This is a genomic window from Agrobacterium rubi TR3 = NBRC 13261, assembly GCF_000739935.1.
GTDB classification, from domain to species: domain Bacteria; phylum Pseudomonadota; class Alphaproteobacteria; order Rhizobiales; family Rhizobiaceae; genus Agrobacterium; species Agrobacterium rubi.
Genome location: NZ_BBJU01000015.1, coordinates 76,540 through 101,043 on the forward strand (window position 1 = coordinate 76,540; position 24,504 = coordinate 101,043).

Annotated in this window: 22 protein-coding genes; 12 read left to right on the forward strand and 10 right to left on the reverse strand. The window is 56.3% G+C overall.

All coding sequences use genetic code 11. The annotated features are described in order from the left end of the window. Nucleotides 1-147: 147 nt before the first annotated feature. From hupB to clpP, 4 genes are all read right to left on the reverse strand, one after another. Nucleotides 148-423: a DNA-binding protein HupB gene (gene hupB / locus RRU01S_RS12985; protein WP_042619695.1), complete on the reverse strand. Its 276-nt coding sequence runs from the start codon at nucleotides 421-423 to the stop codon at nucleotides 148-150. Between the two features lie 201 nt (nucleotides 424-624). Beyond that, entirely contained in the window at nucleotides 625-3,042 is a 2,418-nt protein-coding gene (gene lon, locus RRU01S_RS12990; RefSeq protein ID WP_045230712.1) for an endopeptidase La, read from the reverse strand. A gap of 410 nt (nucleotides 3,043-3,452) precedes the next feature. Beyond that, nucleotides 3,453-4,730, reverse strand: a complete 1,278-nt coding sequence (clpX, locus tag RRU01S_RS12995; protein WP_045230713.1) for an ATP-dependent Clp protease ATP-binding subunit ClpX — start codon at nucleotides 4,728-4,730, stop codon at nucleotides 3,453-3,455. A 361-nt stretch (nucleotides 4,731-5,091) separates the two neighbouring features. Further along, entirely contained in the window at nucleotides 5,092-5,724 is a 633-nt protein-coding gene (clpP, locus tag RRU01S_RS13000) for an ATP-dependent Clp endopeptidase proteolytic subunit ClpP (RefSeq protein ID WP_045230714.1), read from the reverse strand. 453 nt (nucleotides 5,725-6,177) lie between these two features. Here clpP and RRU01S_RS13005 point away from each other — a divergent pair, with 453 nt between their 5' ends. The 3 genes from RRU01S_RS13005 (at nucleotide 6,178) to RRU01S_RS13015 (ending at nucleotide 10,538) form a co-directional block, all read left to right on the forward strand. Beyond that, nucleotides 6,178-7,425 carry a GGDEF domain-containing protein gene (locus tag RRU01S_RS13005; protein WP_045230715.1) on the forward strand — a complete coding sequence of 416 codons (1,248 nt, stop codon included), beginning with the start codon at nucleotides 6,178-6,180 and terminating at the stop codon, nucleotides 7,423-7,425. Between the two features lie 66 nt (nucleotides 7,426-7,491). Then, on the forward strand, nucleotides 7,492-9,249 hold the full coding sequence (gene ggt, locus RRU01S_RS13010) for a gamma-glutamyltransferase (protein ID WP_045230783.1): 1,758 nt from the start codon (nucleotides 7,492-7,494) through the stop codon (nucleotides 9,247-9,249). A gap of 41 nt (nucleotides 9,250-9,290) precedes the next feature. Beyond that, on the forward strand, nucleotides 9,291-10,538 hold the full coding sequence (locus RRU01S_RS13015) for a cytochrome P450 (RefSeq protein ID WP_045230716.1): 1,248 nt from the start codon (nucleotides 9,291-9,293) through the stop codon (nucleotides 10,536-10,538). 9 nt (nucleotides 10,539-10,547) lie between these two features. Here RRU01S_RS13015 and RRU01S_RS13020 read toward each other — a convergent pair whose 3' ends face one another. From RRU01S_RS13020 to RRU01S_RS13030, 3 genes are all read right to left on the reverse strand, one after another. Beyond that, nucleotides 10,548-10,904 carry a cupin domain-containing protein gene (locus tag RRU01S_RS13020; protein WP_045230717.1) on the reverse strand — a complete coding sequence of 119 codons (357 nt, stop codon included), beginning with the start codon at nucleotides 10,902-10,904 and terminating at the stop codon, nucleotides 10,548-10,550. A gap of 18 nt (nucleotides 10,905-10,922) precedes the next feature. Then, nucleotides 10,923-12,206: an O-acetylhomoserine aminocarboxypropyltransferase gene (locus tag RRU01S_RS13025; protein ID WP_045230718.1), complete on the reverse strand. Its 1,284-nt coding sequence runs from the start codon at nucleotides 12,204-12,206 to the stop codon at nucleotides 10,923-10,925. Between the two features lie 89 nt (nucleotides 12,207-12,295). Next, nucleotides 12,296-12,727, reverse strand: coding sequence for a CoA-binding protein (locus RRU01S_RS13030; protein ID WP_045230784.1), 432 nt, complete (start codon nucleotides 12,725-12,727; stop codon nucleotides 12,296-12,298). A gap of 448 nt (nucleotides 12,728-13,175) precedes the next feature. Here RRU01S_RS13030 and RRU01S_RS13035 point away from each other — a divergent pair, with 448 nt between their 5' ends. The 3 genes from RRU01S_RS13035 (at nucleotide 13,176) to rpsI (ending at nucleotide 15,196) form a co-directional block, all read left to right on the forward strand. Beyond that, entirely contained in the window at nucleotides 13,176-14,012 is an 837-nt protein-coding gene (locus RRU01S_RS13035; protein ID WP_045230719.1) for an EamA family transporter, read from the forward strand. A gap of 249 nt (nucleotides 14,013-14,261) precedes the next feature. Continuing rightward, nucleotides 14,262-14,726, forward strand: a complete 465-nt coding sequence (gene rplM, locus RRU01S_RS13040) for a 50S ribosomal protein L13 (protein WP_045230720.1) — start codon at nucleotides 14,262-14,264, stop codon at nucleotides 14,724-14,726. 2 nt (nucleotides 14,727-14,728) lie between these two features. Beyond that, nucleotides 14,729-15,196 carry a 30S ribosomal protein S9 gene (gene rpsI / locus RRU01S_RS13045; RefSeq protein ID WP_045230721.1) on the forward strand — a complete coding sequence of 156 codons (468 nt, stop codon included), beginning with the start codon at nucleotides 14,729-14,731 and terminating at the stop codon, nucleotides 15,194-15,196. 71 nt (nucleotides 15,197-15,267) lie between these two features. Here the strand turns inward: rpsI and RRU01S_RS13050 are convergent, their stop codons facing one another. Continuing rightward, entirely contained in the window at nucleotides 15,268-17,205 is a 1,938-nt protein-coding gene (locus RRU01S_RS13050; protein WP_045230722.1) for an acyltransferase family protein, read from the reverse strand. Between the two features lie 317 nt (nucleotides 17,206-17,522). Between RRU01S_RS13050 and argC the strand changes: the two genes are divergently transcribed. Then, nucleotides 17,523-18,449 carry an N-acetyl-gamma-glutamyl-phosphate reductase gene (argC, locus tag RRU01S_RS13055; RefSeq protein WP_045230785.1) on the forward strand — a complete coding sequence of 309 codons (927 nt, stop codon included), beginning with the start codon at nucleotides 17,523-17,525 and terminating at the stop codon, nucleotides 18,447-18,449. Nucleotides 18,450-18,521: 72 nt separating this feature from the next. Here argC and RRU01S_RS13060 read toward each other — a convergent pair whose 3' ends face one another. Then, nucleotides 18,522-19,640, reverse strand: coding sequence for a COX15/CtaA family protein (locus tag RRU01S_RS13060; protein ID WP_045230723.1), 1,119 nt, complete (start codon nucleotides 19,638-19,640; stop codon nucleotides 18,522-18,524). Nucleotides 19,641-19,788: 148 nt separating this feature from the next. Here RRU01S_RS13060 and RRU01S_RS13065 point away from each other — a divergent pair, with 148 nt between their 5' ends. Continuing rightward, on the forward strand, nucleotides 19,789-20,001 hold the full coding sequence (locus RRU01S_RS13065; protein ID WP_045230786.1) for a DUF2842 domain-containing protein: 213 nt from the start codon (nucleotides 19,789-19,791) through the stop codon (nucleotides 19,999-20,001). Nucleotides 20,002-20,003: 2 nt separating this feature from the next. Here RRU01S_RS13065 and RRU01S_RS13070 read toward each other — a convergent pair whose 3' ends face one another. Beyond that, on the reverse strand, nucleotides 20,004-20,630 hold the full coding sequence (locus RRU01S_RS13070) for a tyrosine-protein kinase family protein (protein ID WP_045230724.1): 627 nt from the start codon (nucleotides 20,628-20,630) through the stop codon (nucleotides 20,004-20,006). Nucleotides 20,631-20,831: 201 nt separating this feature from the next. Between RRU01S_RS13070 and RRU01S_RS13075 the strand changes: the two genes are divergently transcribed. From RRU01S_RS13075 to RRU01S_RS13090, 4 genes are all read left to right on the forward strand, one after another. Next, nucleotides 20,832-21,404, forward strand: coding sequence for a polysaccharide biosynthesis/export family protein (locus RRU01S_RS13075; protein ID WP_045230725.1), 573 nt, complete (start codon nucleotides 20,832-20,834; stop codon nucleotides 21,402-21,404). A gap of 324 nt (nucleotides 21,405-21,728) precedes the next feature. Beyond that, entirely contained in the window at nucleotides 21,729-23,282 is a 1,554-nt protein-coding gene (locus RRU01S_RS13080; RefSeq protein WP_045230726.1) for an undecaprenyl-phosphate glucose phosphotransferase, read from the forward strand. A gap of 64 nt (nucleotides 23,283-23,346) precedes the next feature. Further along, nucleotides 23,347-23,496, forward strand: a complete 150-nt coding sequence (locus tag RRU01S_RS25835; protein WP_045230727.1) for a hypothetical protein — start codon at nucleotides 23,347-23,349, stop codon at nucleotides 23,494-23,496. A gap of 175 nt (nucleotides 23,497-23,671) precedes the next feature. Continuing rightward, a complete protein-coding gene (locus RRU01S_RS13090) occupies nucleotides 23,672-24,253 on the forward strand; it encodes a hypothetical protein (RefSeq protein WP_045230728.1) in 582 nt (193 codons plus the stop codon). The last annotated feature ends 251 nt before the right edge of the window (nucleotides 24,254-24,504 follow it).

The following is a 24,504-nucleotide window of genomic DNA, read 5'->3' on the forward strand; positions in this document are numbered from 1 at the left end:
GAACTGACTGATAAACAAAAAGCCCGGCATGGCCGGGCTTTCTGCATTTTATTCGGCCGCATTTTACAAAAATTGCAAAGAGCCAAATTGTCCTCGTGTCATACAAAGACTGACTGCACGCCGCAGGCGCGATCAGCCTTCTGAAACTTACGAGTTAACCGCGTCCTTCAGGCCCTTGCCTGCAGAGAACTTAGGAACGTTGCGAGCCGGGATATCGACTTCTGCACCCGTGGATGGGTTACGGCCCTTGGAGGCTTCGCGACGGCTTACGGTGAAGCTGCCGAAGCCAGCGAGACGGATGTCGCCACCGGCCTTCAGTTCGCCCTGGACAGTTTCGAATACAGCATCCACAGCGGAAGCAGCATCAGCCTTCGTAAGACCAGCCTTTTCGGCAACTGCAGAGACGAGCTCGTTCTTGTTCATGTTTCCACCCCTTTCAATGGTTTGAAACGACTCAAATAAAGTCGGCGCAGAATACGAATGCATTCGCGCACCGCAACTCAAAAGCGCTGGAATGGCCTGAAAAACAAGGGGTATGCTGATATTTTCACAAAAAAAGACCGGCATGACTGCCGGTCTTGGACTTAATTTGTGACATATGGGTATCACCGTGGCGTGAATGCCTCAATGAGCGATTGTTTGCCCGGCGTCATCGACGCCCTCGACAGTGGCAACCAATGGCGTTTCGATGCTGCCATCCCACTCGATCGGCTCCGGCTTGCGGATCAACGCGTGCTGGATGACCTCTCCCATACGCGACACCGGAATGATCTCCATTCCGTTTTTCACGTTGTCGGGAATGTCGGCCAGGTCCTTCGCATTCTCTTCAGGGATCAGCACTTTCTTGATCCCGCCGCGAAGGGCTGCAAGCAGCTTTTCCTTGAGGCCACCGATGGGCAAGACACGGCCACGCAGAGTGATTTCACCCGTCATGGCAACATTCTTGTCCACCGGAATACCGGTCATGATCGACACGATGGCCGTGGCCATGGCCACACCGGCAGACGGACCGTCCTTGGGCGTCGCACCTTCCGGTACATGCACGTGGATGTCCGACTTGTCGAAACGCGGTGGCTCGATGCCGAAATCCACGGCGCGGGAGCGGACATAGGATGCCGCTGCCGAAATGGATTCCTTCATCACTTCCTTCAGATTACCCGTCACCGTCATGCGGCCTTTGCCGGGCATCATCACGCCTTCGATGGTCAGAAGCTCACCGCCAACTTCGGTCCAGGCCAGACCGGTGACGACACCGACCTGATCTTCGCCTTCCGCTTCACCGTGGCGGTAACGCGGAACGCCAAGGTAATCGTTGATGTTGGCAGCCGTGACGGCCACAGATGTAGATTTACCCTTGATGATCTCGGTCACGGCTTTACGCGCCAGTTTCATCAATTCGCGTTCGAAGTTACGCACACCGGCTTCGCGGGTATATTGCTGGCTGATGGCCATCAACGCATCGTCGCTGACGGAAAACTCTTCCGGGCGCAACGCATGTTCCTTGATGGCCTTGGGCAGCAGGTGACGCTTGGCGATTTCGCGCTTTTCGTCTTCCGTGTAACCGGCAATGCGGATGACTTCCATACGGTCCATCAATGGGCCGGGAATGTTCAACGTGTTGGCGGTAGTCACGAACATGACGTCCGACAGGTCATATTCCACTTCGAGATAGTGGTCCATGAATGTGGAGTTCTGTTCCGGATCCAGCACCTCCAGCAGAGCGGAGGAGGGATCGCCACGGAAGTCCTGTCCCATCTTGTCGATTTCATCGAGCAGGAAGAGCGGATTGGACTTCTTTGCCTTCTTCATTGACTGAACGATCTTGCCGGGCATGGAGCCGATATAGGTCCGACGATGGCCGCGGATTTCGGCTTCATCACGAACGCCACCCAGCGCCATGCGCACATATTCGCGTCCGGTTGCCTTGGCAATCGACTTCGCAAGCGAGGTTTTACCAACGCCGGGAGGACCGACGAGGCAAAGGATCGGACCACGAATTTTCGAAGCACGGGCCTGAACGGCCAGATACTCGACAATGCGTTCCTTGACCTTATCAAGCCCAAAGTGGTCCAGTTCAAGAACGGCTTCAGCAGCGTTCAGGTCCGTCTTGATCTTGGACTTCTTGCCCCATGGCAGGCCGACCAGCCAATCCAGATAATTGCGCACGACGGTCGCTTCCGCGGACATAGGGCTCATCTGGCGCAGCTTCTTCATTTCCGCGTCGGCCTTTTCCTTGGCCTCCTTGGAAAGCTTGGTCTTGGAGATGCGCTCTTCCAGTTCGGCCATCTCGTCGCGGCCATCCTCGCCGTCGCCAAGCTCCTTCTGGATCGCCTTCATCTGTTCATTCAGGTAATATTCGCGCTGGGTCTTTTCCATCTGGCGCTTGACGCGCGAGCGGATGCGCTTTTCGACCTGAAGAACAGAAATCTCGCCTTCCATGAAGCCGAGAGCCTGCTCCAGACGCTGCTTGACGCTGAGCGTCTCCAGCATCTGCTGCTTTTCGATCATCTTGATCGGCAGGTGCCATGCGACCGTATCGGCGAGCTTGGAATTGTCATCGATCTGGCTTGCGGTGCCAACGACTTCAGGCGAAATCTTCTTGTCGAGCTTCACATAGCTTTCGAACTCCGACACGACGGAGCGAGACAGAGCCTCAAGCTCGACAGGGTCTTCCTCGGTCTCGTGCAGAGCAACGGCCTTGGCTTCATAGAAGTCTTCCCGATCGGTGTATTCTTCGATCTGAGCGCGACCTTTGCCTTCGACCAGCACCTTCACCGTGCCATCGGGCAGCTTCAGAAGCTGCAAGACGTTGGCAAGCGTGCCGATCTTGTGGATCGCGGATGGATCTGGATCGTCGTCACTCGCATTGATCTGGGTGACCAGCATGATCTGCTTGTCTGAACCCATGACTTCCTCTAGCGCACGAATGGACTTTTCGCGGCCGACGAACAATGGAACGATCATATGCGGGAAGACGACAATGTCGCGCAGGGGAAGTACGGGATATGTACCACCAGATGCAGCAGACGGAACGTTTGTCATATCATTTCCTTTCAATGGTCCCTTGGGAGGGACGCCTGCCGGACTTTCTTGGGGAGTTTCCGGCATATTCTTTGTCGTGACTAAAAGTGGAGTTCGTCACTGTCATTTTCAAGTCACAAGAGGAGATAGCCTCGACCGTTGGTGCAGGCTAAAATCTCGCACACGCAATACGTCACAATACGCTTCACATTTTTCCGCATTCGCCCGCCACGCCGAATCGGAAAACACAGCAAACGTTCAAAAAAACGTCATATCGCGCTGCAAATCACATAAAAACTCTATCGGAAACGCCATTCCGCTCCAAACGCTAAATCGGTCAGAGTCGAAATATCGGGACGTTTTCGGTGAATAACAAACGAAAAGACCCGCCAGAAGCGGGTCTTTGCTTGTCATCAATCGTGCGTGAAAGCTTAAGCCGAGACGTTGGCTTTCTCTTCCTGACGATCCGCGTAGATGTAAAGCGGACGCGCGGCACCGCTGACGACCTCGTCAGAGATAACGACTTCACGAACGCCTTCAAGCGTTGGCAGTTCGAACATGGTGTCGAGCAGGATTTTCTCCATGATCGACCGCAGTCCACGTGCGCCGGTCTTGCGGGTGATCGCCTTGCGAGCGATCTCACGCAGGGCGTCGCCCTGGAATGTCAGTTCCACGTCTTCCATCTCGAACAGGCGCTGATACTGCTTGATCAGTGCGTTCTTCGGCTCCGACAGAATCTGGATCAGCGCGTCTTCATCCAAGTCTTCGAGCGTTGCCAAAACAGGCAGACGACCAATGAATTCGGGGATGAGGCCGAACTTGACGAGATCTTCCGGCTCCAGTTCACGCAGCACTTCGCCAACGCGACGATCGTCTTCCGCCTTCACCGTTGCGCCAAAACCGATAGATGTCTTTTCGCCACGGGCAGAGATGATCTTGTCGAGACCGGCAAAAGCGCCGCCGCAGATGAACAGGATGTTGGTCGTATCCACCTGCAGGAATTCCTGCTGTGGATGCTTGCGGCCACCCTGTGGAGGAACGGAGGCAACCGTGCCTTCCATGATCTTCAACAGCGCCTGCTGAACGCCCTCGCCCGACACGTCACGCGTGATGGATGGGTTGTCCGACTTGCGGGAAATCTTGTCCACTTCGTCGATGTAGACGATGCCGCGCTGGGCGCGCTCAACGTTGTAATCGGCAGACTGGAGCAGCTTGAGAATGATGTTTTCAACATCCTCACCCACGTAACCGGCTTCGGTCAGCGTCGTTGCGTCAGCCATTGTGAAGGGCACATCGATGATACGGGCCAAGGTCTGGGCAAGATAGGTTTTGCCGCAACCGGTCGGGCCAACGAGCATGATGTTGGACTTCGCCAGCTCGATGTCGCCGTTCTTGGACGAATTCGCGAGGCGCTTGTAGTGGTTATGAACAGCCACGGACAGGATTTTCTTCGCCTGCTTCTGGCCGATGACATATTCATCGAGAATCTTGATGATATCCTGCGGGGTGGGCACACCCTCGCGAGACTTCACCATAGAGGTCTTGTTCTCCTCGCGGATGATGTCCATGCACAATTCGACGCATTCATCACAGATGAACACCGTCGGCCCGGCAATGAGTTTCCGGACTTCGTGCTGGCTCTTGCCGCAGAATGAACAATAGAGTGTATTCTTAGAGTCGCCGCCGTTGCTGCCGCTGACTTTGCTCATATCTCTTTCCTTCCAGCACGCCGCAGGTCCGCAAAGCGAAACGCGGTCAACTTACCGTCTGCCGACATGGTCGCTTCCTACAAGCCTCCATGTCCGCTTCGTTCCCGGGGGTACTAACCGCATCAGATATTACACCCGACAACGGCGGCAACGAATTCCCCTTCATACCGCCAAGGCAAAAATGCCTCGGCATTTATCTCGTTTTCTGCCCCTTGAGCCGAATCAGGCTTTTATGGGACCAGACCAAGCTATGTCATAAAAATTCAACACAGCCTTAATATCTACTATTAGCGCTTTATTTTCCCGTTTAAACCCCGAATGTGACTTCGATAGGTCAAATACGCGCCAACGTTCTCGCGGCTTAGCTGGCTGCGGCACCTTCAAGTTCCTGACGTGAGGTCAGGATTTTGTCGATAACGCCCCAGTTTTTCGCCTCGTCCGCGTCCATGAAGTGGTCACGATCCAGCGTATTTTCAACTTCTTCGAGCGTACGCCCCGTGTGCTTCACATAGACGTCATTAAGGCGGCGCTTCATCTTGATGATGTCGCGGGCGTGACGCTCGATGTCGGAAGCCTGGCCCTGGAAACCGCCAGATGGCTGGTGAACCATGATACGTGCGTTCGGTGTGCAGAAGCGCATGCCCTTTTCACCGGCAGCCAAAAGCAGCGAACCCATGGAGGCAGCCTGACCGACGCACAGCGTGGAAACAGCAGGACGAATGAACTGCATCGTATCGTAAATCGCCATACCGGCGGTGACGACACCACCTGGGGAATTGATGTATAGCGCGATTTCCTTCTTCGGGTTTTCCGACTCGAGGAACAGTAGCTGGGCGCAAACGAGCGACGCCATGTGATCTTCCACCGGACCGGTCAGGAAGATGATCCGCTCTTTCAGAAGACGCGAGTAGATATCATAGGACCGTTCGCCGCGGTTGGTCTGCTCTACGACCATTGGCACCAAAGCCATGGCGGTATCAACTGGATTTGTCATGTCCGTCCTTTGTCAACTCTTGACCGGCGAGCATTCGCAGCCGGAATCAATTCTATTCGTCTACTCTCTACATAGAGTGTGATTGCCCGGTTCTTCAAGACTGAGGTGACGGATATCCTTAATGACGTCCCGGCAAATATCACCGATCGCCATACAAGGCCGCAGAAAAAGGCACCATGGCTATTCAGCCTACAAATGGCGTCATCAACCGAGAAACACAAGAGTGGTCAACCAAAGGTTAAACACGACAATATTTGATGCGCAACCTCTCGTTACGTAAAGTAGAAACCACTTTTTAGGTTTTCAATGATGATAGTGCTCGCGACAGCTTAAAACCACCCACAGCTGACTGACGGTTTTTTGAAGCATTCATTTGAGACGCAGACAGCGCGGGCAGACCCTAAACGTCGTACCTCGCCATCCGCCGCACGGATAAACTACGGGGTTCGTTACGTGTTAGACGCCAAGACGGGCATGATCATATGGTCGATGGAGACCTTGACGCTTTCAGGCGTGCTGGTGGTGTTATGGCTGCATGATACGACAAAAAAACATCACCTGTGTTTCGCATCCGGGTTTGCCCTGGTGGGTATCGGCGCCATCCTCGTCGCACTGCGCGGAGCCATTCCCGATTTTCTGTCCATTCAGTTCGGAAACATATCCGCACTCGCGGCATTCAGTTTGTGGCTGGCGGCCCTCTTGCTCCTGGGAAACCGCCGGATCGAAGGCTGGATCGCCATTCCCCCGCTCACATGGATCGCCTTCATGTTTGTGCCCCCGGTGCACGACAGCATGGCAGCCAGGGTTATTCTTTACCACGTATGCGCCGGGATCGGGTACTTCATGCTGGCGGGCGTCCTGCTGACATCGAAAGAGTTCATCTCGAAAACCAGAAAATTGTTGGCGGTGGCCCTCGTCGTTCAGGCCTTCGTGGGTGCCATCGCCGCGTCCCTCGTCATTCCCTATAATCTCGTGACGGGCCAGGTCGTGCCGCTGACGACCCCGATTGTTGTCGCGGGCGCATTCGGCTTCATCGTCTTGATGATGATCAGCGTCAAAATGTTCATGGAGGACGCGGAGCGCCGCCTGCAGCGTCTCGCCATGACCGACCATCTGACCGGGACGCTGAACCGTCGCGGGCTGATGCAGGAGTTTGGTACGCTGAAAGCCAGACTTGCCGGCACGTCGAGACATCTGGGTTTCATTCTCTTCGACATCGACAACTTCAAAAAGATCAATGACGAATACGGTCATCAGTGCGGTGACGAGGTGCTGGTCAAGTTCTGTGCGCAGGCTGGTCAGATCACCGAAGGCCGGGGCTTTTTGATCCGTATGGGTGGCGAGGAATTCGGCTGCCTAGTGGAAACGGACGATCCCTCGAAAGTCGCGATCCTGGCCGAAGCGATTCGGATTCGTTTCAGCCGCCTAGACATCTTCGCGGATGGCAAACAGTTTTCCGCAACCGTCAGTGCCGGGGTGTTCTGCCAACTCGCAACCGACGCTGTTCTCGACACCATGCTGACGATGTCCGACCGCGCGCTTTACGGTGCCAAGAAGGAAGGTCGCAACCGCACCGTCGTGCGCGACGGCTCGGTCAACATGGTCATCCCCGCCAACGACCGCGACGAAGACCCATGCGACAACAATGCCGACCGGCAGGTGGCCGCTCTGACGCGCATCTCGCATATTGCCAATCGATAGACCATGACTTGACCTGACCGTCCCTGCGATCCCATCATGCGCGCCAAAGGCAATGGAGGTTTCGTCATGACTGTCAGGTTTTTCACCGGGCTCTTGATATGTGCAGCACTCGCCGCTGGTTCGGCTCAGGCGCAGCAGGCATCGGACACGGTTGCACCAGAACGGGCAACTGGCACCAAGACCGCAAGCCGCGTCGAAACCAAAAATTTCATGGTCGCAGCCGCCAATCCGCTGGCAGCAGAAGCAGGCCGCAAGGTGATTGCCGATGGCGGCAATGCCATCGATGCGCTGGTTGCCGTGCAGACGGTTCTGGGTCTTGTGGAGCCGCAAAGTTCTGGCTTGGGTGGCGGCGGTTTCCTGGTCTATTACGATGCCGCAGCCAACAAGCTGACCACGTTCGACGGGCGCGAAACAGCGCCGATGGAAGCGACGCCGAAGCTTTTCCTCGATGACAGCGGCCAACCGCTGAAGTTTCTGGATGCGGTGATCGGTGGACGGTCCGTCGGCACACCGGGAACGGTGCGGCTACTTTCCGACGTCCATCAGAAATATGGAAAGACGCCCTGGCCTGAGCTTTTCAAGCCAGCTGAGAAACTTGCGACCGATGGCTTTCAAGTGTCTCCGCGTCTCGCATCTCTGATTGCGTCTGACGGCGAACGGCTGAAGAAATACGAGGGGCCGCGTGGCTATTTCTACGATGCCTCCGGCGCGCCACTGAAAGCTGGCACGGTTCTGAAAAATCCCGCCTACGCGCAAACGCTCAAAACCATCGCGACCAAGGGTGCCGACGCTTTCTATAGCGGGCCGATTGCCGAGGCGATCGTCAAGACAGTGCGGGAGGCTGCGGGCAATCCCGGTGTTCTGTCTCTGGCCGATCTGACAAACTACCGCACCAAGGAGCGGGAGCCGGTCTGCGCCACGTACCGCGCGCTGGATGTGTGCGGCATGGGACCGCCCTCCTCCGGTGCTGTCGCGGTTGGCCAGATGCTCGGCATCCTCGAGAATTTCGATATCAAGGCGCTCGGTCCTGAGAATGTGGAAAGCTGGCGGCTGATTGGCGATGCGCAGCGCCTGGCCTTCGCCGACCGCGAACGGTATGTGGCTGACCCTGATTTCCTGCCGCTGCCCACCAAGGGCTTGCTAACGAAGGACTATCTGGCCACGCGTGCGTCGCTGCTGGACGGAGACAAGGCGCTTGCTGCTGATGCCGTCAAGGCCGGTGAGCCGCAGTGGGACCACGCATCGCTGTTCGGTCGTGGACCCACGCTCGAGATGCCCTCCACCAGCCACTTCGTCATCGTCGACAAGCAGGGCAATGTCGTTTCCATGACGACCACCATCGAAGGCGGCTTTGGATCAAGGCTGATGACGAATGGTTTTCTGCTGAACAATGAGCTGACGGATTTCTCCTTCAAGACGCATGATGGCGGCCTGCCGGTTGCCAACCGCGTCGAACCGGGCAAACGCCCGCGTTCCTCCATGGCTCCAACGATCGTGATGAAAGATGGCAAGCCGCTTCTGGCCATCGGCTCGCCCGGCGGCAGCCAGATCATCGGCTATGTCGCACAGGCGCTGATCGCCTATATCGACTGGGGCATGCCGGTCGAAAAAATCGTGGCGCAACCGCACCTCATCAACCGCTTCGGCACCTACGATATCGAGGCCGGGACGGATGCGGAAAAGTTTGCAGACCCGCTGAAGGCCATGGGATATGAGGTGAAACCGGGTGAAATGAACTCCGGTCTGCACGCCATCGAAATCACCGGCAGCGGTCTTGTCGGCAGTGCCGATCCTAGGCGCGAAGGCGTCGCCGTGGGCGAATAGAATCGCTTCCGTGAGGCAGGTGTTTGCGATAGAGATCGGGCATGAACACCGTGACTGATTTCCTCCATATCGATGCGGACAAACGCTCTGTTTCTCTCGATGCCCGCAACCCCGCTTTCTACGGGAACCCCAACGCCGTTTATGCGGCCTTGCATGCCCACTGTCCGACCTTTTACTGGGAAGAGCAGAAGCAATGGTTCTTCACCGGCTATGACCATGTAAACGCTCTGCTGCGCGACCGACGCTTCGGGCGGCAAATCCTGCATGTTGCCACCCTCGAGGAGCTCGGCCTGCCGGAGCCTTTGGAGCATGTCCGGCACTTCGATGCTGCTGAGCGACATTCCCTGCTGGAAATCGAACCGCCTGAGCACACGCGACTCAGAACGCTGGTCAACCGCGCTTTCGTCTCTCGCCACGTGGAGAAGATGAAGCCGGAAATCGAAGCGCTGGCCAACGGTCTGATCGACCGCTTCGAGAAGGACGGCAGGACTGAGTTGCTGTCGTCATTTGCGGACATCATTCCCGTGACGATGATTGCACGGATGATCGGCATTCCCGAGGAGATGGGACCGCAACTGCTGAAATGGTCGCATGCCTATGTCGGCATGTATATGTTCAAGCGCACCCGCGAGGATGAACTGGCCGCCGACATCGCTGCGAAGGAATTTGCGGATTATGTGCGCAGTGTCATATCAGAGCGCCGCGCTGAGCCGAAAGACGATCTGCTCAGCCACATGATCCATACCGAGCACAAAGGGCAATATCTCACCGACGACGAGTTGATCTCGACCACTATCGTTCTTCTGAATGCCGGGCATGAGGCCACCGTCCACCAGATCGGCAACTCCGTGCGCGTTATCCTCGAAAGCGGCAGCGACCTAGACCTGCTGTTTCAGGACGAAAAAACGACAGAGCGCACCGTGGAAGAAACGCTGCGTATCGGCGCGCCGGTGCACATCTTCCAACGCTGGGCACTGGAGCCAGTCAAAATCGACGGCATCACATTCAAACGCGGCGACAAAGTCAGCCTCATCCTCGCCGCCGCCAATCTCGATCCGAACAAATTCACCGACCCACTCACCTTCAAGCCCGACCGCACGGAAGCCCCCAACCTGTCCTTCGGCGCCGGCATCCACTTCTGCATCGGCGCGCCACTGGCACGGCTGGAACTGAACATCGTGTTGCCACTGCTCTTCAAGCGACTGCCGCGATTACGGATTGCAGAGCCGCCAAGGGTGAAGGACGTGTATCATTTCCATGGGTTGGAACGGCTGGATCTGGTGTGGTGATGATCCACCTCACAACCTGACGACATAGTCCTTGCGAGTCATTTCAACCACTTCCCAGGTTCCTTTAAACCCAGGTCTGAGGATGAGGCGATCGCCGGGTCTCAGATGAGTGGGTTCTGCGCCGTCTTCTGTTAGGATGGAATACCCCTCCAGAATGTTGAAGTATTCCCACTCGTCATATTCGACGCGCCATTTGCCGGGTGTGGATTGCCATATGCCAGCGTACAGGCCGCCGGATGCCTCTTCGAGGTTCCATGTGGTGAATTTCGGGTCGCCGGAGATCAGCCGGTCGGGTGCGAGGGTACCCTCTTCCGGCTGGATGGAGGCGAGGTCGCCCGTTGGCTTGAAGTTGAGACTAAGCGTCATGGGCGACCTTCCTTTTGACTAGACCCTGGCGAGCGATTGCTCGAGGTCTGCGATAATATCCTTCACGTCTTCGATGCCGATGGACAGGCGCACGACATCCGGGCCAGCACCGGCAGCGGTCTGCTGCTCCGGCGTCAGCTGCGCATGCGTTGTTGAAGCGGGGTGAATGACCAGGGAGCGGGTGTCGCCGATATTGGCGAGATGCGAAAACAGTTGCAGCCCTTCAACCAAAGCCTTGCCCACCTCATATCCGCCTTTCACGCCGAAGGTGAAGACGGAGCCAGCGCCCTTGGGCGAGTATCGCTGCTGAAGCGGGTAGTTGTCGCTATCCTCCAGCCCCGCATAATGAACCCAGCCGACCTTCGGATGCGCTTTCAGCCATTTCGCCACAGCGAGTGCATTATCGGAATGGCGCTGGACGCGCAGCGGCAGCGTTTCGATGCCGGTGAGAATGAGGAATGCGTTGAACGGCGCGATGGATGGGCCAAGGTCACGCAGGCCTAGGACGCGTGTTGCGATGGCGAAGGCGAAATTGCCGAAAGTCTGGTGCAACACGACGCCGGAATATTCAGGCCGCGGCTGAGAGAGTGCTGGATATTTATCGCTCGCCGACCAATCGAACGTGCCACCATCGACAATGATGCCGCCCATAGAGTTGCCATGACCACCGAGAAATTTCGTCAGCGAGTGGACCACGATATCTGCGCCGTGTTCGATGGGGCGCAGCAGATAGGGGCTGGCCATGGTGTTGTCGACAATGAGCGGCAGGCCGTGTCTGTGGGCGACATCGGCAATCGCGGCGATATCCACAAAGGTACCGCCCGGATTGGCAAGGCTCTCGATGAAGATCGCCTTCGTGCGCTCATCGATCTGGCTTTCGAAACTTGAGGGATCGGCGGCATCGGCCCAGCGCACCTGCCAGTCGAAGCCTTTGAAGGACTGGCCGAACTGGTTGATGGAACCGCCGTAAAGCTGTCGAGCCGCAACGAAATTGTCGCCTGATGTCAGCAGCGTATGAAACACGAGAAGCTGCGCAGCGTGGCCGGACGCAACAGCAAGCGCGGCCGTGCCGCCTTCCAAGGCTGCAACCCGCTCTTCCAGAACCGCCTGCGTGGGATTCATGATGCGGGTGTAGATGTTGCCGAATTCCTTCAGCCCGAAAAGGGCGGCCGCGTGATCCGAATCACGAAAGGCGTAGGCCGTCGTCTGGTAGATCGGCGTGGCGCGCGCGCCGGTGGTCGGGTCGGGCTCTGCACCGGCATGAATGGCCAGCGTCGAAAAACCCGGGTTGCTCTCAGACATTTATCCCTCCAAATTCATTGTGCCCACTTCCGAGCGTCAGGGATCATACCGCGCCGGAAACGAATGATAAGTGCGACTTGTGCTAACTATCATGCGATATTGAGACGCGGATGCTCAATTGCAGGGCAGCGGTTCATCACCACTTCTATGCCATAGGCTTCAGCCTTTGCGGCTGCGTCATCGTGCCGGACGGACAGTTGTCCCCAGATGACCTTGGGACGAGGCGATAGCAAAATCACTTCGTCAACGATCGCAGGCAAATTGTCGGCGGCGCGGAAAATATCGACCATGTCGATCGGCTGAGGAATATCCGCCAGTTTGGCGTAGACCTTCTGTCCGAGGATCTCCGTGCCCTCCTGGCCCGGATTGACCGGAAACACCGTATAGCCCTTTGACAGCAGAAACTGCATGACGCCATGGCTCGGCCGTGACGTGTTGGGTGACGCACCTAAAACCGCGATGGTTTTAACATCGGTCAATATCCGGCGAAAAGTGTCGTCGTCGTAGGTTTCGTGGTTCATGGTCATCCTCCCAGATAGAATGTATCGTTCTATTATTGACGCGATGAAGGAACCGAAGAAAGCTTTTTCTCGAGAACGTCCGCCCTTACATTTTTGAAACCTACCACAAATGATTGCGTCGATGTCATCCATAATCCACACTTGTACTTTTTTTGATCCATATATGTTCGCTTCATTTTAGAAACTACTTATAGTTACATTAGCAGAATATGTTGCTCTTCAATTTTGAAGCAACATTAGAAACAAGGCGCGAGTGAAACGATTGAAATGGGGCAATGGCTCATGAAATCGGTGTTTCCACGAAGCCCAACTAGATAAAAAAGTTGTATCGGCTTCGTTTCATCGAGCCAATCTGTTGGCGGATTCTTGGAAATTCCCGCTTCCGACAGTGCAACGCGTCGGCGAACAGATTAGAGCTTGTTGAGGTTGGGTTATCAGCGAGTCGCCTGTGTCGATTGACGTGCTTTTACTGGTTTTGCTGGGTGCTCTTTTGCATGCCAGCTGGAATGCGCTCGTCAAATCCGGTACGGACAAGGCGCTGGACGCAACGCTGATCGCCGCGGGTGCCGCGGTCTGCTCCATTCCCTTTCTGCCCTTCGTGCCGCTTCCCGGCATCGCCGCCCTGCCTTTCCTGCTGGTGTCGGCCGTCCTGCAGTTCACTTATTTCCGTTTGGTCGCAGCGGCCTATACGGCGGGCGATATCGGTCTCGTCTACCCGATCATGCGCGGCGTCGCGCCATTGATCGTGGCGGCCAGCAGCAACCTGTTTCTGGGCGAAAGCTTGAGCCCTGCCGCGCTCTGCGGCATTGCCGTCATCTCTGCCGGTATTCTCACGCTTGCCTTTGAGGCACGCCATGGCGGCAGGCACGCAATTCTGCTGGCGCTTGCCAATTCGGTCTTCATCGCCGGCTACACCTTCGTCGATGGTATCGGCGCACGGCTCTCGGCAAGCTCCATCTCCTACACCCTGTGGATGTCGCTGATGCCACCGGTACTGCTGTTTACATGGGCGCTGTACAGGCGCGGCTGGGCGCCGGTTTCCCGCCATGTGCGCAACAACTGGTGGCGTGGGTTGGCGGGTGGCGCAGGCTCGATCATTTCCTATGGTCTGGCACTGTGGGCAATGACGAAAGCGCCGGTCGCCGTCGTCGCCGCTCTTCGCGAAACCTCCATCCTTTTTGCCGTCATCATCTCCGTTCTCATCCTCAAGGAGAAGGCGAGTATCTGGCGTTATGTCGCAGGCGCGATCATCGCTTTGGGCGTGTTGATCATGCGTCTAGGCTGATTTCGAGTGCATTTTATTGTGGTATTATAAAACCACATATGTAAGCCATTGTTTTCAAATGGCATTTTTTTACGATGCGAATTGACCTGTTATTGACGGGATTTCCTTCACAGCCTATAAGCGCGCCAGACAGAATTTCCCTGGAAATACAGTCATTCCGGCTGAACGCTTGCGATCAGCCTCAAGCAACAAGAAACGCCCGCATGCTTCTACTTTGAAACGTGACGGGTCCTAGAGAAAGTTAAAAGAATGTCTACTTTCGTTCAGAAGCCCGCTGAGGTGGAGAAGAAGTGGATCATCATCGACGCCGAAGGCCTCGTTGTTGGTCGCCTCGCCACTGTTGTTGCAACCCGCCTGCGCGGTAAGCACAAGGCAACGTACACACCGCACGTTGACGATGGCGATAACGTCATCATCATCAACGCTGAAAAGTGCGTTTTCACCGGCAAGAAGTATTCCGACAAGAAGTACTACTGGCACACTGGTTACCCAGGTGGCATCAAGGAACGTACCGTTCGCCAGATCATCGAAGGCCGCTTCCCGGAGCGCGTTCTCGAAAAGGCTATCGAGCGTATGATTCCCCGTGGTCCTCTTGGCCGCCGCCAGATGAAGAACCTCCGCGTTTACGCCGGTTCCAACCATCCGCATGAAGCACAGCAGCCAGCCGTTCTCGACGTGGCACAGCTGAACAGCAAGAACGTAAGGAGCGCCTGATAATGGCCGATCTTTCCTCTCTGAAAGACCTCGCCCCTGCATCGGAAGCGTCTGCTCCCGTGCACGTCCGCAAGGTTGACACACTCGGCCGCTCCTACGCGACCGGCAAGCGCAAGAACGCCGTTGCCCGCGTATGGGTCAAGGCTGGTTCCGGCAAGATCATCATCAACGGTCGCGATTTCTCCACGTATTTCGCACGTCCGGTTCTCCAGATGATCCTGCAGCAGCCTTTGATCGCAGCAGCCCGTTCCGGCCAGTTCGATATCATCGCAACTGTTGCTGGTGGCGGTCTTTCCGGCCAGGCCGGTGCTGTTCGTCACGGCGTTTCCAAGGCTCTCACCTACTTTGAACCAGGCCTTCGCGGCGTGTTGAAGAAGGGTGGCTTCCTGACCCGCGACAGCCGTGTTGTTGAACGTAAGAAGTACGGTAAGGCCAAGGCTCGCCGTTCGTTCCAGTTCTCCAAGCGCTAATCGCTTATCGGACGACAAGACATCAAAAGGCGGGGCTTCGGCTCCGCCTTTTTCGTTTGTTGTTTGCTTTCTTAGTTGGTGGTGGCCGCTTTAGCCTGGCCCACTTCGCGCAGAATGCTGTCCACAATCATCGCTGCACCCGCAGTCGTGTAATGGCCTCTGTCTGCGATATAGGCCACGCCCTCGCGACCGAAGAAGCACATGCCTTGCGCTTCCCTTTTGCAGAAAATCGCCTCTGGCAGCACTTTGCCGAAACTCTCCGGCACACCAGCATCCAGCATCGAATAGGCACGGGCCGTGTTGGCCTTGAAATCCGAGTAAGAAAACGGAAAGTCCGGCGTCTTATCGCCCTTGACGATCCGTGCCGCCATAATGTCGATGACGGGCTTGTCGAAACGAGGGCTGGGATAGACCACAATCACGCGCTTTCCGCTGGCGCGCAATGCTTCAATCGTCTCACGCAGGTTCTTCGCCATGTCCGGTATGGACGCCTCGTTGGCGGGGTATTCCTTGCCATCGATCTGCATATATCCGGCATTCAGAAAGCTGACCCATGATGCCGAGAGGATGACGGTGTCGATCTTGCTGTCTTTCAAATACGTCAAGGCGCGCCTGTTGACATCATCGCAAGGGATGGCTCCCTCTTCCCGCGCCATGGAGACGCCAATGATGGGTGCGCAGAAACCGTGTGTGATTTGCACCAGACCGATGCCTCGGCGTTGCAGCGCTTCTGCCAATGACGGCGCGAATGAAGCGGCAATCGAATCGCCCCAAAGGGCGTAAGACGTGGCCGCCTCCGCATTGAAGGTGCATTTCGGATCGGGCACAGGCATATCGCCATCTTCTGCTTGGGCGAGACAGTGATCGGTCCACGTGGTGCGTTCGACAAAGCTCTGGACGTCCGGTGACAGCCGGAACGGCAGCCCGTCTTTGAGTGCTCCCCAGAGACCAAAGCTTGTCAGTACCAAAGCGAAAGCAACGGTGGCACCGATCAAGCGACGAAGACCAATCCCTCCGCGCCGGAAGGGCTGCTCGACAAACCGCCAGCTCAGGGCCGACAGCATCAGGACAAGAACGATCAGACAGCACATCACCCAAGTCGACGGTTCTTCAATGCTTCTGATCCGCCAGAAGGCAAACACCGGCTGGTGCCAGAGATAGGCGCTGAAACTGACGCGTCCTACCCAGACCAGAGGCGACAGCGACAGGATGCGGCCAGCGAATGTCTCGCTGGAGGCGAACAGCAGAAAGATGCAAGCGCCGAGAACCGGCAACAACGCGACAAGCGAGGGTGTGCGTGTGATGGGATCGAACAGGAGGATGGCAGCGAGAACCATTGCGATCCCCGCCAGTGCCGCAGGACCATTGATGGCTCGCACTCGTCCGCTCACGTAAAATGCGCAGATTGCCCCTGCCAGAATTTCCCAGGCGCGAGTGGGCAGGAGGTAGTAATTGGCCGATGGAAAATACCAGGAGCCGATCTCGCTGCCGATGAGACTGGCGACGGCCACGGCAAGAACGATCCTGAAGATCGTTTTGATTTTCAGCGGCAGCAAAAACAGCAAAGGGAAGAGCAGATAGAATTGCTCTTCAACGCCCATGCTCCATGTGTGGAGCAACGGCACATCGGTAGAATCGGGTGCGAAATAGTCGGTTTTCCTGAGAAAATAGATATTGGAAACCGACAATGTCGCGGTCACCAGGCTTTTGGAAAAGGCTTCATAGGCATCCGGCAGGAGCCATATCCAGGCGGCAGGGACCGTGCAGAGCAGAACGAAAAACAGCGCCGGCAATATTCTGCGTGCGCGGCGCTGGTAAAAGCCGATGAGGGAGAAACGCCCCTTCGCCCGCTCGTCTAGAATAATGATGGTTATCAAGTAGCCGGTGATGACGAAGAAGACATCGACGCCGATGAAGCCGCCACCCAAAAATGGCAGATCGGCATGTGCAAACATGACGCCGAGGACAGCAACAGCGCGCAGACCATCGATTTCCGGTCTATACTTCATGGTCGTCCAAGGGGTGGCAGGGTTGAGAAAGCACGCCGACGCACCGGTTCGGTCACGTAACTTACAGACGAACAGATTATATCCAACACCTTAATGTGGTGTTGAGGATGAAAGCTCTTCAGGGATTGCGACATTACCACACCATCGAAAACCATCCATCGCATCGATGTCACCGCATTGCCGCGGCGGCGGTTGCGCTGTATATGCTGGGTACGCGCGCAGAACGACGTGCGAAAGCCAGTTCACACATTGAGTCCGGGCGTTAGCAAATCGAATCCGCGTGTTATCGTAACCTATTGAACAAGCAGGATAAGGACATGGCAGCGAAAATCTTCATCGATGGCGAACACGGCACGACGGGCTTGCAAATCCGCACGCGCCTCGCCGACCGCCGCGATATCGAACTGCTGTCCATTCCCGAGGCAGAGCGTCGCAACGCCGCCATGCGCGAAGACATGCTGAACAATGCCGACATCTCCATCCTGTGCCTTCCCGACGATGCGTCGAAGGAAGCCGTCGCGATGGTATCCGGCAACAACAATATCAGCATCATCGACACATCGACGGCCTTCCGCATCCATCCCGAATGGGCCTATGGCTTTGCCGAAATGGACAAGGCCCAGGCCGAGAAGGTGCGCTCTGCCCGTTTCGTGGCAAACCCCGGCTGCTACCCGACTGGCGCCATCGGCCTCATCAGGCCGTTGCGCAATGCTGGCATCTTGCCGGATGGCTACCCTGTCGCGGTCAATGCTGTCTCCGGCTACACCGGTGGCGGCAAGCAGATGATCGCACAGATGGAAGACCCAAGCCGTGATGACGCCATCAGCGCCAACAACTTTCTCTATGGCCTGACGCTGAAGCACAAGCACGTTCCGGAAATGAAAATCCACGGTCAGCTTGATCGCGCGCCTTTGTTTTCACCCTCCGTCGGCCGGTTCCCGCAGGGCATGATCGTCCAGGTGCCGCTGTTCCTGGGTGATCTGGCGGAAGGCACGACGGTCAAATCCGTCCATGATGCGCTTGTCGAGCATTATGCCGGACAGACCATCGTGCAGGTCGTGCCGCTCGAAGACAGCAAATCGCTGTCGCGCATCGATGCGGAAGAGCTGGTCAATCAGGATACGATGAAGCTGTTCGTGTTCGGCAGCGACGAGCACATCAATCTCGTCGCGGTTCTCGACAATCTCGGCAAGGGCGCATCCGGCGCTGCCGTCCAGAACATGGAACTCATGCTCTCGGCATGAGGGGTGATCCATAGTGGTTTTCAAGGCGGTGGAGTTTCTCCTCCGCCTTTTTTATTGCCGTCTTCGGGGGCGTTAGTGCCTGCTTTCAGCAGCGCTCGGCAGCGGATATTCCCCGATAAACCCGCGCCAGTGGGCGATTGCGAAAGCCAGCACCAGCAGCGCCATACCCTGGTGTGCGAGAGCAACGTGGATATCCACATGCATCAGAAGGGTGGTGATGCCGAGTGTCGCCTGAATGCAGATGAGCGCGAAAAACAGGATGGAACGACGTGCGTGCGGTGTGTTCGGCAATGTGCGCGCCATGTTGATCATGTGCCACAGCGTCGTGGCAAGAAGCACATATGCGCCCAGCCGGTGCACGAACTGCACGGTCTTGGGATTTTCGAACAGATTGATCCACCAGGGTTGCTGGAGGAAGAGATCGCCGGGGATTAGTGCGCCATCCATCAGCGGCCATGTGTTGTAGGACAGGCCAGCATTCAGACCCGCCACCAGCGCACCGAGATAGATCTGGACAAGACAGAGGATGGCCAGGAGGGCGGCGACACCCCTGCCCCGCTGCTCGTTGGCGGCCTGTGGAGAGTGAAGCGAGAGCCCGCGCAATATCCACATACAGCCCGCAAAAATCAGGCAAGCAATCGTCAGATGGGTGGCCAGGCGGTATTGCGACACATCGGTGCGGTTGACCAGGCCTGAAGAGACCATCCACCAGCCGACGAAACCTTGAAACCCGCCCAGCGCCAACAGGCCGACCAGTGGCAGTTTCAGACGCTTTTCGATTCGCCCCGTGATCCAGAAGTAGGCGAGCGGCAGCGCGAAGATCAGGCCGATTGCACGTGCAATCAGCCGATGCGCCCATTCCCACCAGAAGATGGTCTTGAACTCGCTGAGCGACATGCCCTTGTTGATTTCCTGATATTGCGGAATGCGCTTGTAGAGCTGGAACTCTTCTTCCCATTCGGCAGCGGACAGAGGCGGAACTGCACCATGGATCGGCTTCCACTCGGTAATGGACAAGCCTGATTCCGTCAGACGCGTCGCGCCACCGACCAGCACGAGACAGAACAGCGTAAACAGCACGACGCGCAGCCAGATGCGCAACAGGCGGCGGTTCTTTTCCTGCGTTGTCAGCGCCGCGGGGCGGCCCTGCTCGACAGAGGTTTCAGCCTTACCCACCGTGTTCGTTTGCATTCCTGACACTCCACAAGTCTTATGCTTTGGTTTGCAACAACGAAACGTGCAAAACAAGCCCTTATGCCCCGGTGTCCGGCCTTAAAGCTTTGCGGCATGGGGTCGCGGCTGTATAGTGATCCAACACATTCAGCAGACGGAAAACCGCATGCCCACGCGCCTGAAATCATTCATCGGAACCATCGTCATCATCTGTCTGGTGGTGCTTTACGCCGTGGTCGCGACATCCTTTGCCACAGCTGCATTGGCCGCGCAGCCATGGTGGGTGCATCTGGCGTACTTCTCGATTTCCGGCCTGTTGTGGATATTGCCAACTATGTTCATCATCAAATGGATGGCCGGACCGAAGCAGCAGAAATAGACCTATGACGCGCTTCGCTTGGGCGTTGGATCGGTCATCACCATCACATCCGGGTAGCCCATGGCGCGAAGCGCTGCCAGCGTCGGTTCTGCCATGGCCTCATCCGGCGATGACAGGACGATATCTGCGTCCACGTATTTCAGCAGCGTCGTCACACCCTCGATATCGGATGCACCGAACTCCAGCAGAAGAGTGTCGTAGGTATCCGCCAGCGCATGCAGTACCATGGTCAGGCGCTCAATGATTTTCACCGCCTGTACGGGCTGGGCGAGGCCCTGCGGCACGATGTGAGCGTTGGAAAGTCTGTCGTGATGGATGGTCTCGCCGAAGGCGGTTTCGCCGAAGAGCAAATCGGAAAGTCCCGGAAGGCCTGCCTGCGGTGACATCAACCGCGTCGGGCAGCCCGACACCGTCATATCCACCAGCACGATGGAACGTCCAAGCTCGGCCATGGAGCGTGCCAGCATCACCGTTGCCGTGGAACCATCATCGCCGCTGGGCGACAGGAATGCGACGGCCGGTTTTGCGCCACGCATGGAGAGAAAATCCGCGACGTCGCTTACCGGAAGACTGAAGCGCTCCTGGGACGTGATGTCGATGTCATCTGGACGAGACGTGTTGTCTTTCAAGTGATTTCTCAATGTGTTGGCGCCACGGCAAATTGCTTGATCCACAGCAACTGTACGATTTCCCGGTAACGCAAGCGTTAAGCTTAGAGATCACCACCCGGATTACGCATGATTGAGAAATGAATCTCCACCTGTTTACGGTGCATTAACCATAAGGAGGGGATAACGGCATGAAGAAATGTATTTGGAGCAAGATTGCGGATGACGTTCGCTGCCCCACGTTTGATATCCGCATTGATCGTTGCTTTGGCAACGACGCTTGCAGGTTGTTCTGCGTACAAGCCGGCACCGCGCGCCTTTAACGAGGCAGCGCTTCAACCCTATCACCTCGATAGTGGAGACCGTCTGCGCGTCAACGTCTTCGACCAGAACGGCCTGACAAACACCTACACCATCGACCAGGCTGGCTACGTCGCCTTCCCACTCGTTGGCCAGGTGGCGGCACGCGGCAAGACCGTTGCTCAACTCGAAGCGGGTATCGCCCAGAAGCTGCGCCAGGGCTTCCTCAAGAACCCCGACGTGACGATCGAGATCGATCGCTACCGCCCGGTCTTCGTGATGGGTGAAGTCGGCAGACCTGGCCAGTATTCCTATGTTCCCGGCATGACGGCCCAAAACGCCATTGCCATCGCCGGTGGCTTCACACCCCGCGCCAATCAGCGCGACGTGGACGTCACCCGAAAAATCAACGCCGAAGTGCTGACGGGCCGAATCATTATTTCGGGGCCGGTCATCGCAGGCGACACCATCTATGTTCGAGAACGCTTCTTCTAAACCCATCTGCAGGCTTGCCTGACAGACGCGGTTCACTCAAGAGGCAATCACACGAAAAAATATGGTCTGGAATGGAAACGACCTTGTGGTTTCCAGCCGACTGACAGTTGCGGGTAAACAGGTATTGCGTATCCCGCCCCCCTCATCTGCTCGACCGGAAAAGCCCGGTCTGAGGAACTCATGTGTCGCGGTAGCGTTTTTACGGCGCCAGATCGCGGGACATATGCTAGAGCAGTGGCAACCAATGCGATGACGTTGACATAAAGGATTTATTAGTAAATCCTTTAGTAACCTACCCTTCATTGGAGGCTTCGGAAAGACACGATGGACAAGGGTGGAGGCGAAAACAATCCCATTGATCTGAATGCTTTGCGGAAACAGCTTTCACAGAAGGCTCGAGAGGCCAACCCAGCCTCCCGCGAGCCGGTTACACTCAATCCGCTCGCACTTCAGGTCGCCAACCAGCTTCGTGGCACCAGCCATTCCCCCAATATCGTCATCGGGCAATTGCGACTTTTCGAATTCGTCATTCTGACGCTGATTGGCATTGTCATTAATGTGCTGGAAACGCCGCAGGAATTCAGCTCGCAAATCGTCCTGATCGCAATCTGCATCTGGAATGGCGCAATCTCGTCCATGCTGCTGCTGGTCACCGATTGCTATCAGCTTCCCCTGCTGCGCCGCCCTGTGCAGACGATACCAAGGGTTCTAGGTTCGCTTCTGGCTGCATTCGCACTCACCATCGTCACAATGATGATGCTCCTGCCCCAGACGGTCTATTCCTGGCAAACCTTGGGCGTATGGTTTGCGGTCAGCGCGGTTTTCATTCTCATCGAGCGAATCATTGTCGGCCTCGCCATTCGCCACTGGGGCCGCAATGGCGTCATGGAACGGCGTGCCGTGATCGTGGGTGGCGGACAGGCGGCGAAGGATCTGATCCGCTCTCTCGAAGATCACGACAACGATATCCGCATCTGCGGCATTTTCGACGACCGTAAAAGTGCGCGCTCTCCCGAGGTCGTGGCCGGTTACCCGAAGCTCGGAACCTTTGCCGAACTGGTGGAATTTGCGCGTCTGACGAAGCTCGACATGCTGATCATTTCCATTCCCATGAGTGCGGAAGCACGTATATTGGAGCTCATCCGGCAATTGTGGGTGCTGCCTGTCGATATTCGCATTGCAGCCCAGGCCAACAAGCTACGCTTTCGCCCCCGCTCCTACTCCCACATAGGCAACGTGCCGATGCTGGATGTGATGGACAAGCCGTTGCGCGACTGGGATTCGGTTGCCAAGCGCGTTTTTGACGTCGTCTTCAGCATCATCTGCATCGCGATTCTCTGGCCGGTGATGCTGGGTGCGGCCATCGCGGTCAAATCGAACTCCAAGGGACCCGTGCTGTTCAAGCAGAAACGGCATGGTTTCAACAACGAAACGATCAATGTCTGGAAGTTTCGGTCCATGTACACGGAGATGAGCGACCCGACCGCGAAGAAGGCTGTGACCAAGAACGATCCACGCGTCACGCCGATTGGTCGATTCTTGCGAAAATCATCGATCGATGAATTGCCGCAACTCTTCAATGTTCTGGCTGGCGATCTTTCGCTTGTGGGTCCACGCCCCCATGCCGTCCATGCGCAGACGGGCGACCTGAAATACACCGAAGTCGTCGAGCATTATTTTGCACGTCATAAGGTTAAACCCGGCGTTACAGGCTGGGCGCAAATAAATGGCTGGCGTGGTGAGATAGATCACGGGGACAAGATCAAAAATCGCACGGCCTATGATCTTTATTACATCGAGAACTGGTCACTGTTGCTTGATCTCAAAATTCTCGTTTTGACGCCGATCCGTCTGCTGAAATCGGAAAACGCCTATTAAAGGTGCGGAACCTCTTGCGAATTCATGCGTTTAGCGCTCGCATATTTCTGCACAGGGGAAACACATGACACGATCAAACAATCTCTACTTCATTATCGGCGCGCTGCTGATCGCCGTCGTCGGACTGAGCGTTTATGTCTGGCACGAAGAAAGCAAGCCCAAGGGCGTCGAAATGAAGATCGGGCCAAATGGCGTCTCCGTTCAGGAGAATTAAGCGCCTCCAGCTTCGCGCAGGTTGAGAAATCTAGACCGGTTTGTGTCAGGTATATTTCACCTCACACACACCGGTCTTTTCATGAGAGTGGACCATAGCAATGCTCGCTTTAACCAAAAGCGATAGGCTTTCGCAGATGCATGCGACGAGCTGAGAATTAGGGACGCCACACAGCATGGTCTCCGGACTTGCCACTTCCGTCAAGCTTCTGTCCACGGAGCTTGCGTTGAAAGCCATTCAATCCCACGAAGCCGCAGCTCCGCACAGGGCGCACTTCAGCCAATCCGAAACCGATGAGGAGGTCTCTCATATCGAGACGACGATCATCGGTTCGACGCCGACACCCGCCGACGAGCCTGTCGACGCTGATACGACCGATATCGACCTCACCTGCGCCATTACAGATCCTGCCTTCTTGAAAAGCCTGAAGACAAGGCTGCTCGAAATGTCAGACGATCCCACATGCGCGTTTCAGGGACAGGCCATGCTCAAAGCAGCTGACGCCAGCACCCTCAAAATCTTCGACCCCATCGAAGGCGTGGTCCTCACCGCATGGGGCGATGCGGCCACGCAGGACGTTCCTGGCACGATCGATGCCATCGGTTGGAGCCCGTTTCTCAAGCAGCATATTCAGCGTGAGCACGGCACGGCCTATGCCAAGGACGAAAACGGCAGCTACATCGATATCATGTCCGGCGAGAGCGCCTATTTCGGCAGCGTCGGCAACAAATATTACTATTTCACCTGGCCGCAATAAGCCTATCGCCAGCATAGCCAATCTCCGGATTGGCTATGCTGGGTCGCGACCCAGCAATTCATGAATTGTTGTAGAATTGGAAAAAGGTACGGGGAATACCTTGAAGACAATGGTCGGAGCGGCGGGATTCGAACCCACGACCCCTTGACCCCCAGAAATATGCCGCGCCTAAAGAGACGCAACTATCCATAACGCCAAATTACATGCAATCCCTTGCCTCATAAGCGATTGTTCGATTATGTTGCCCGCTG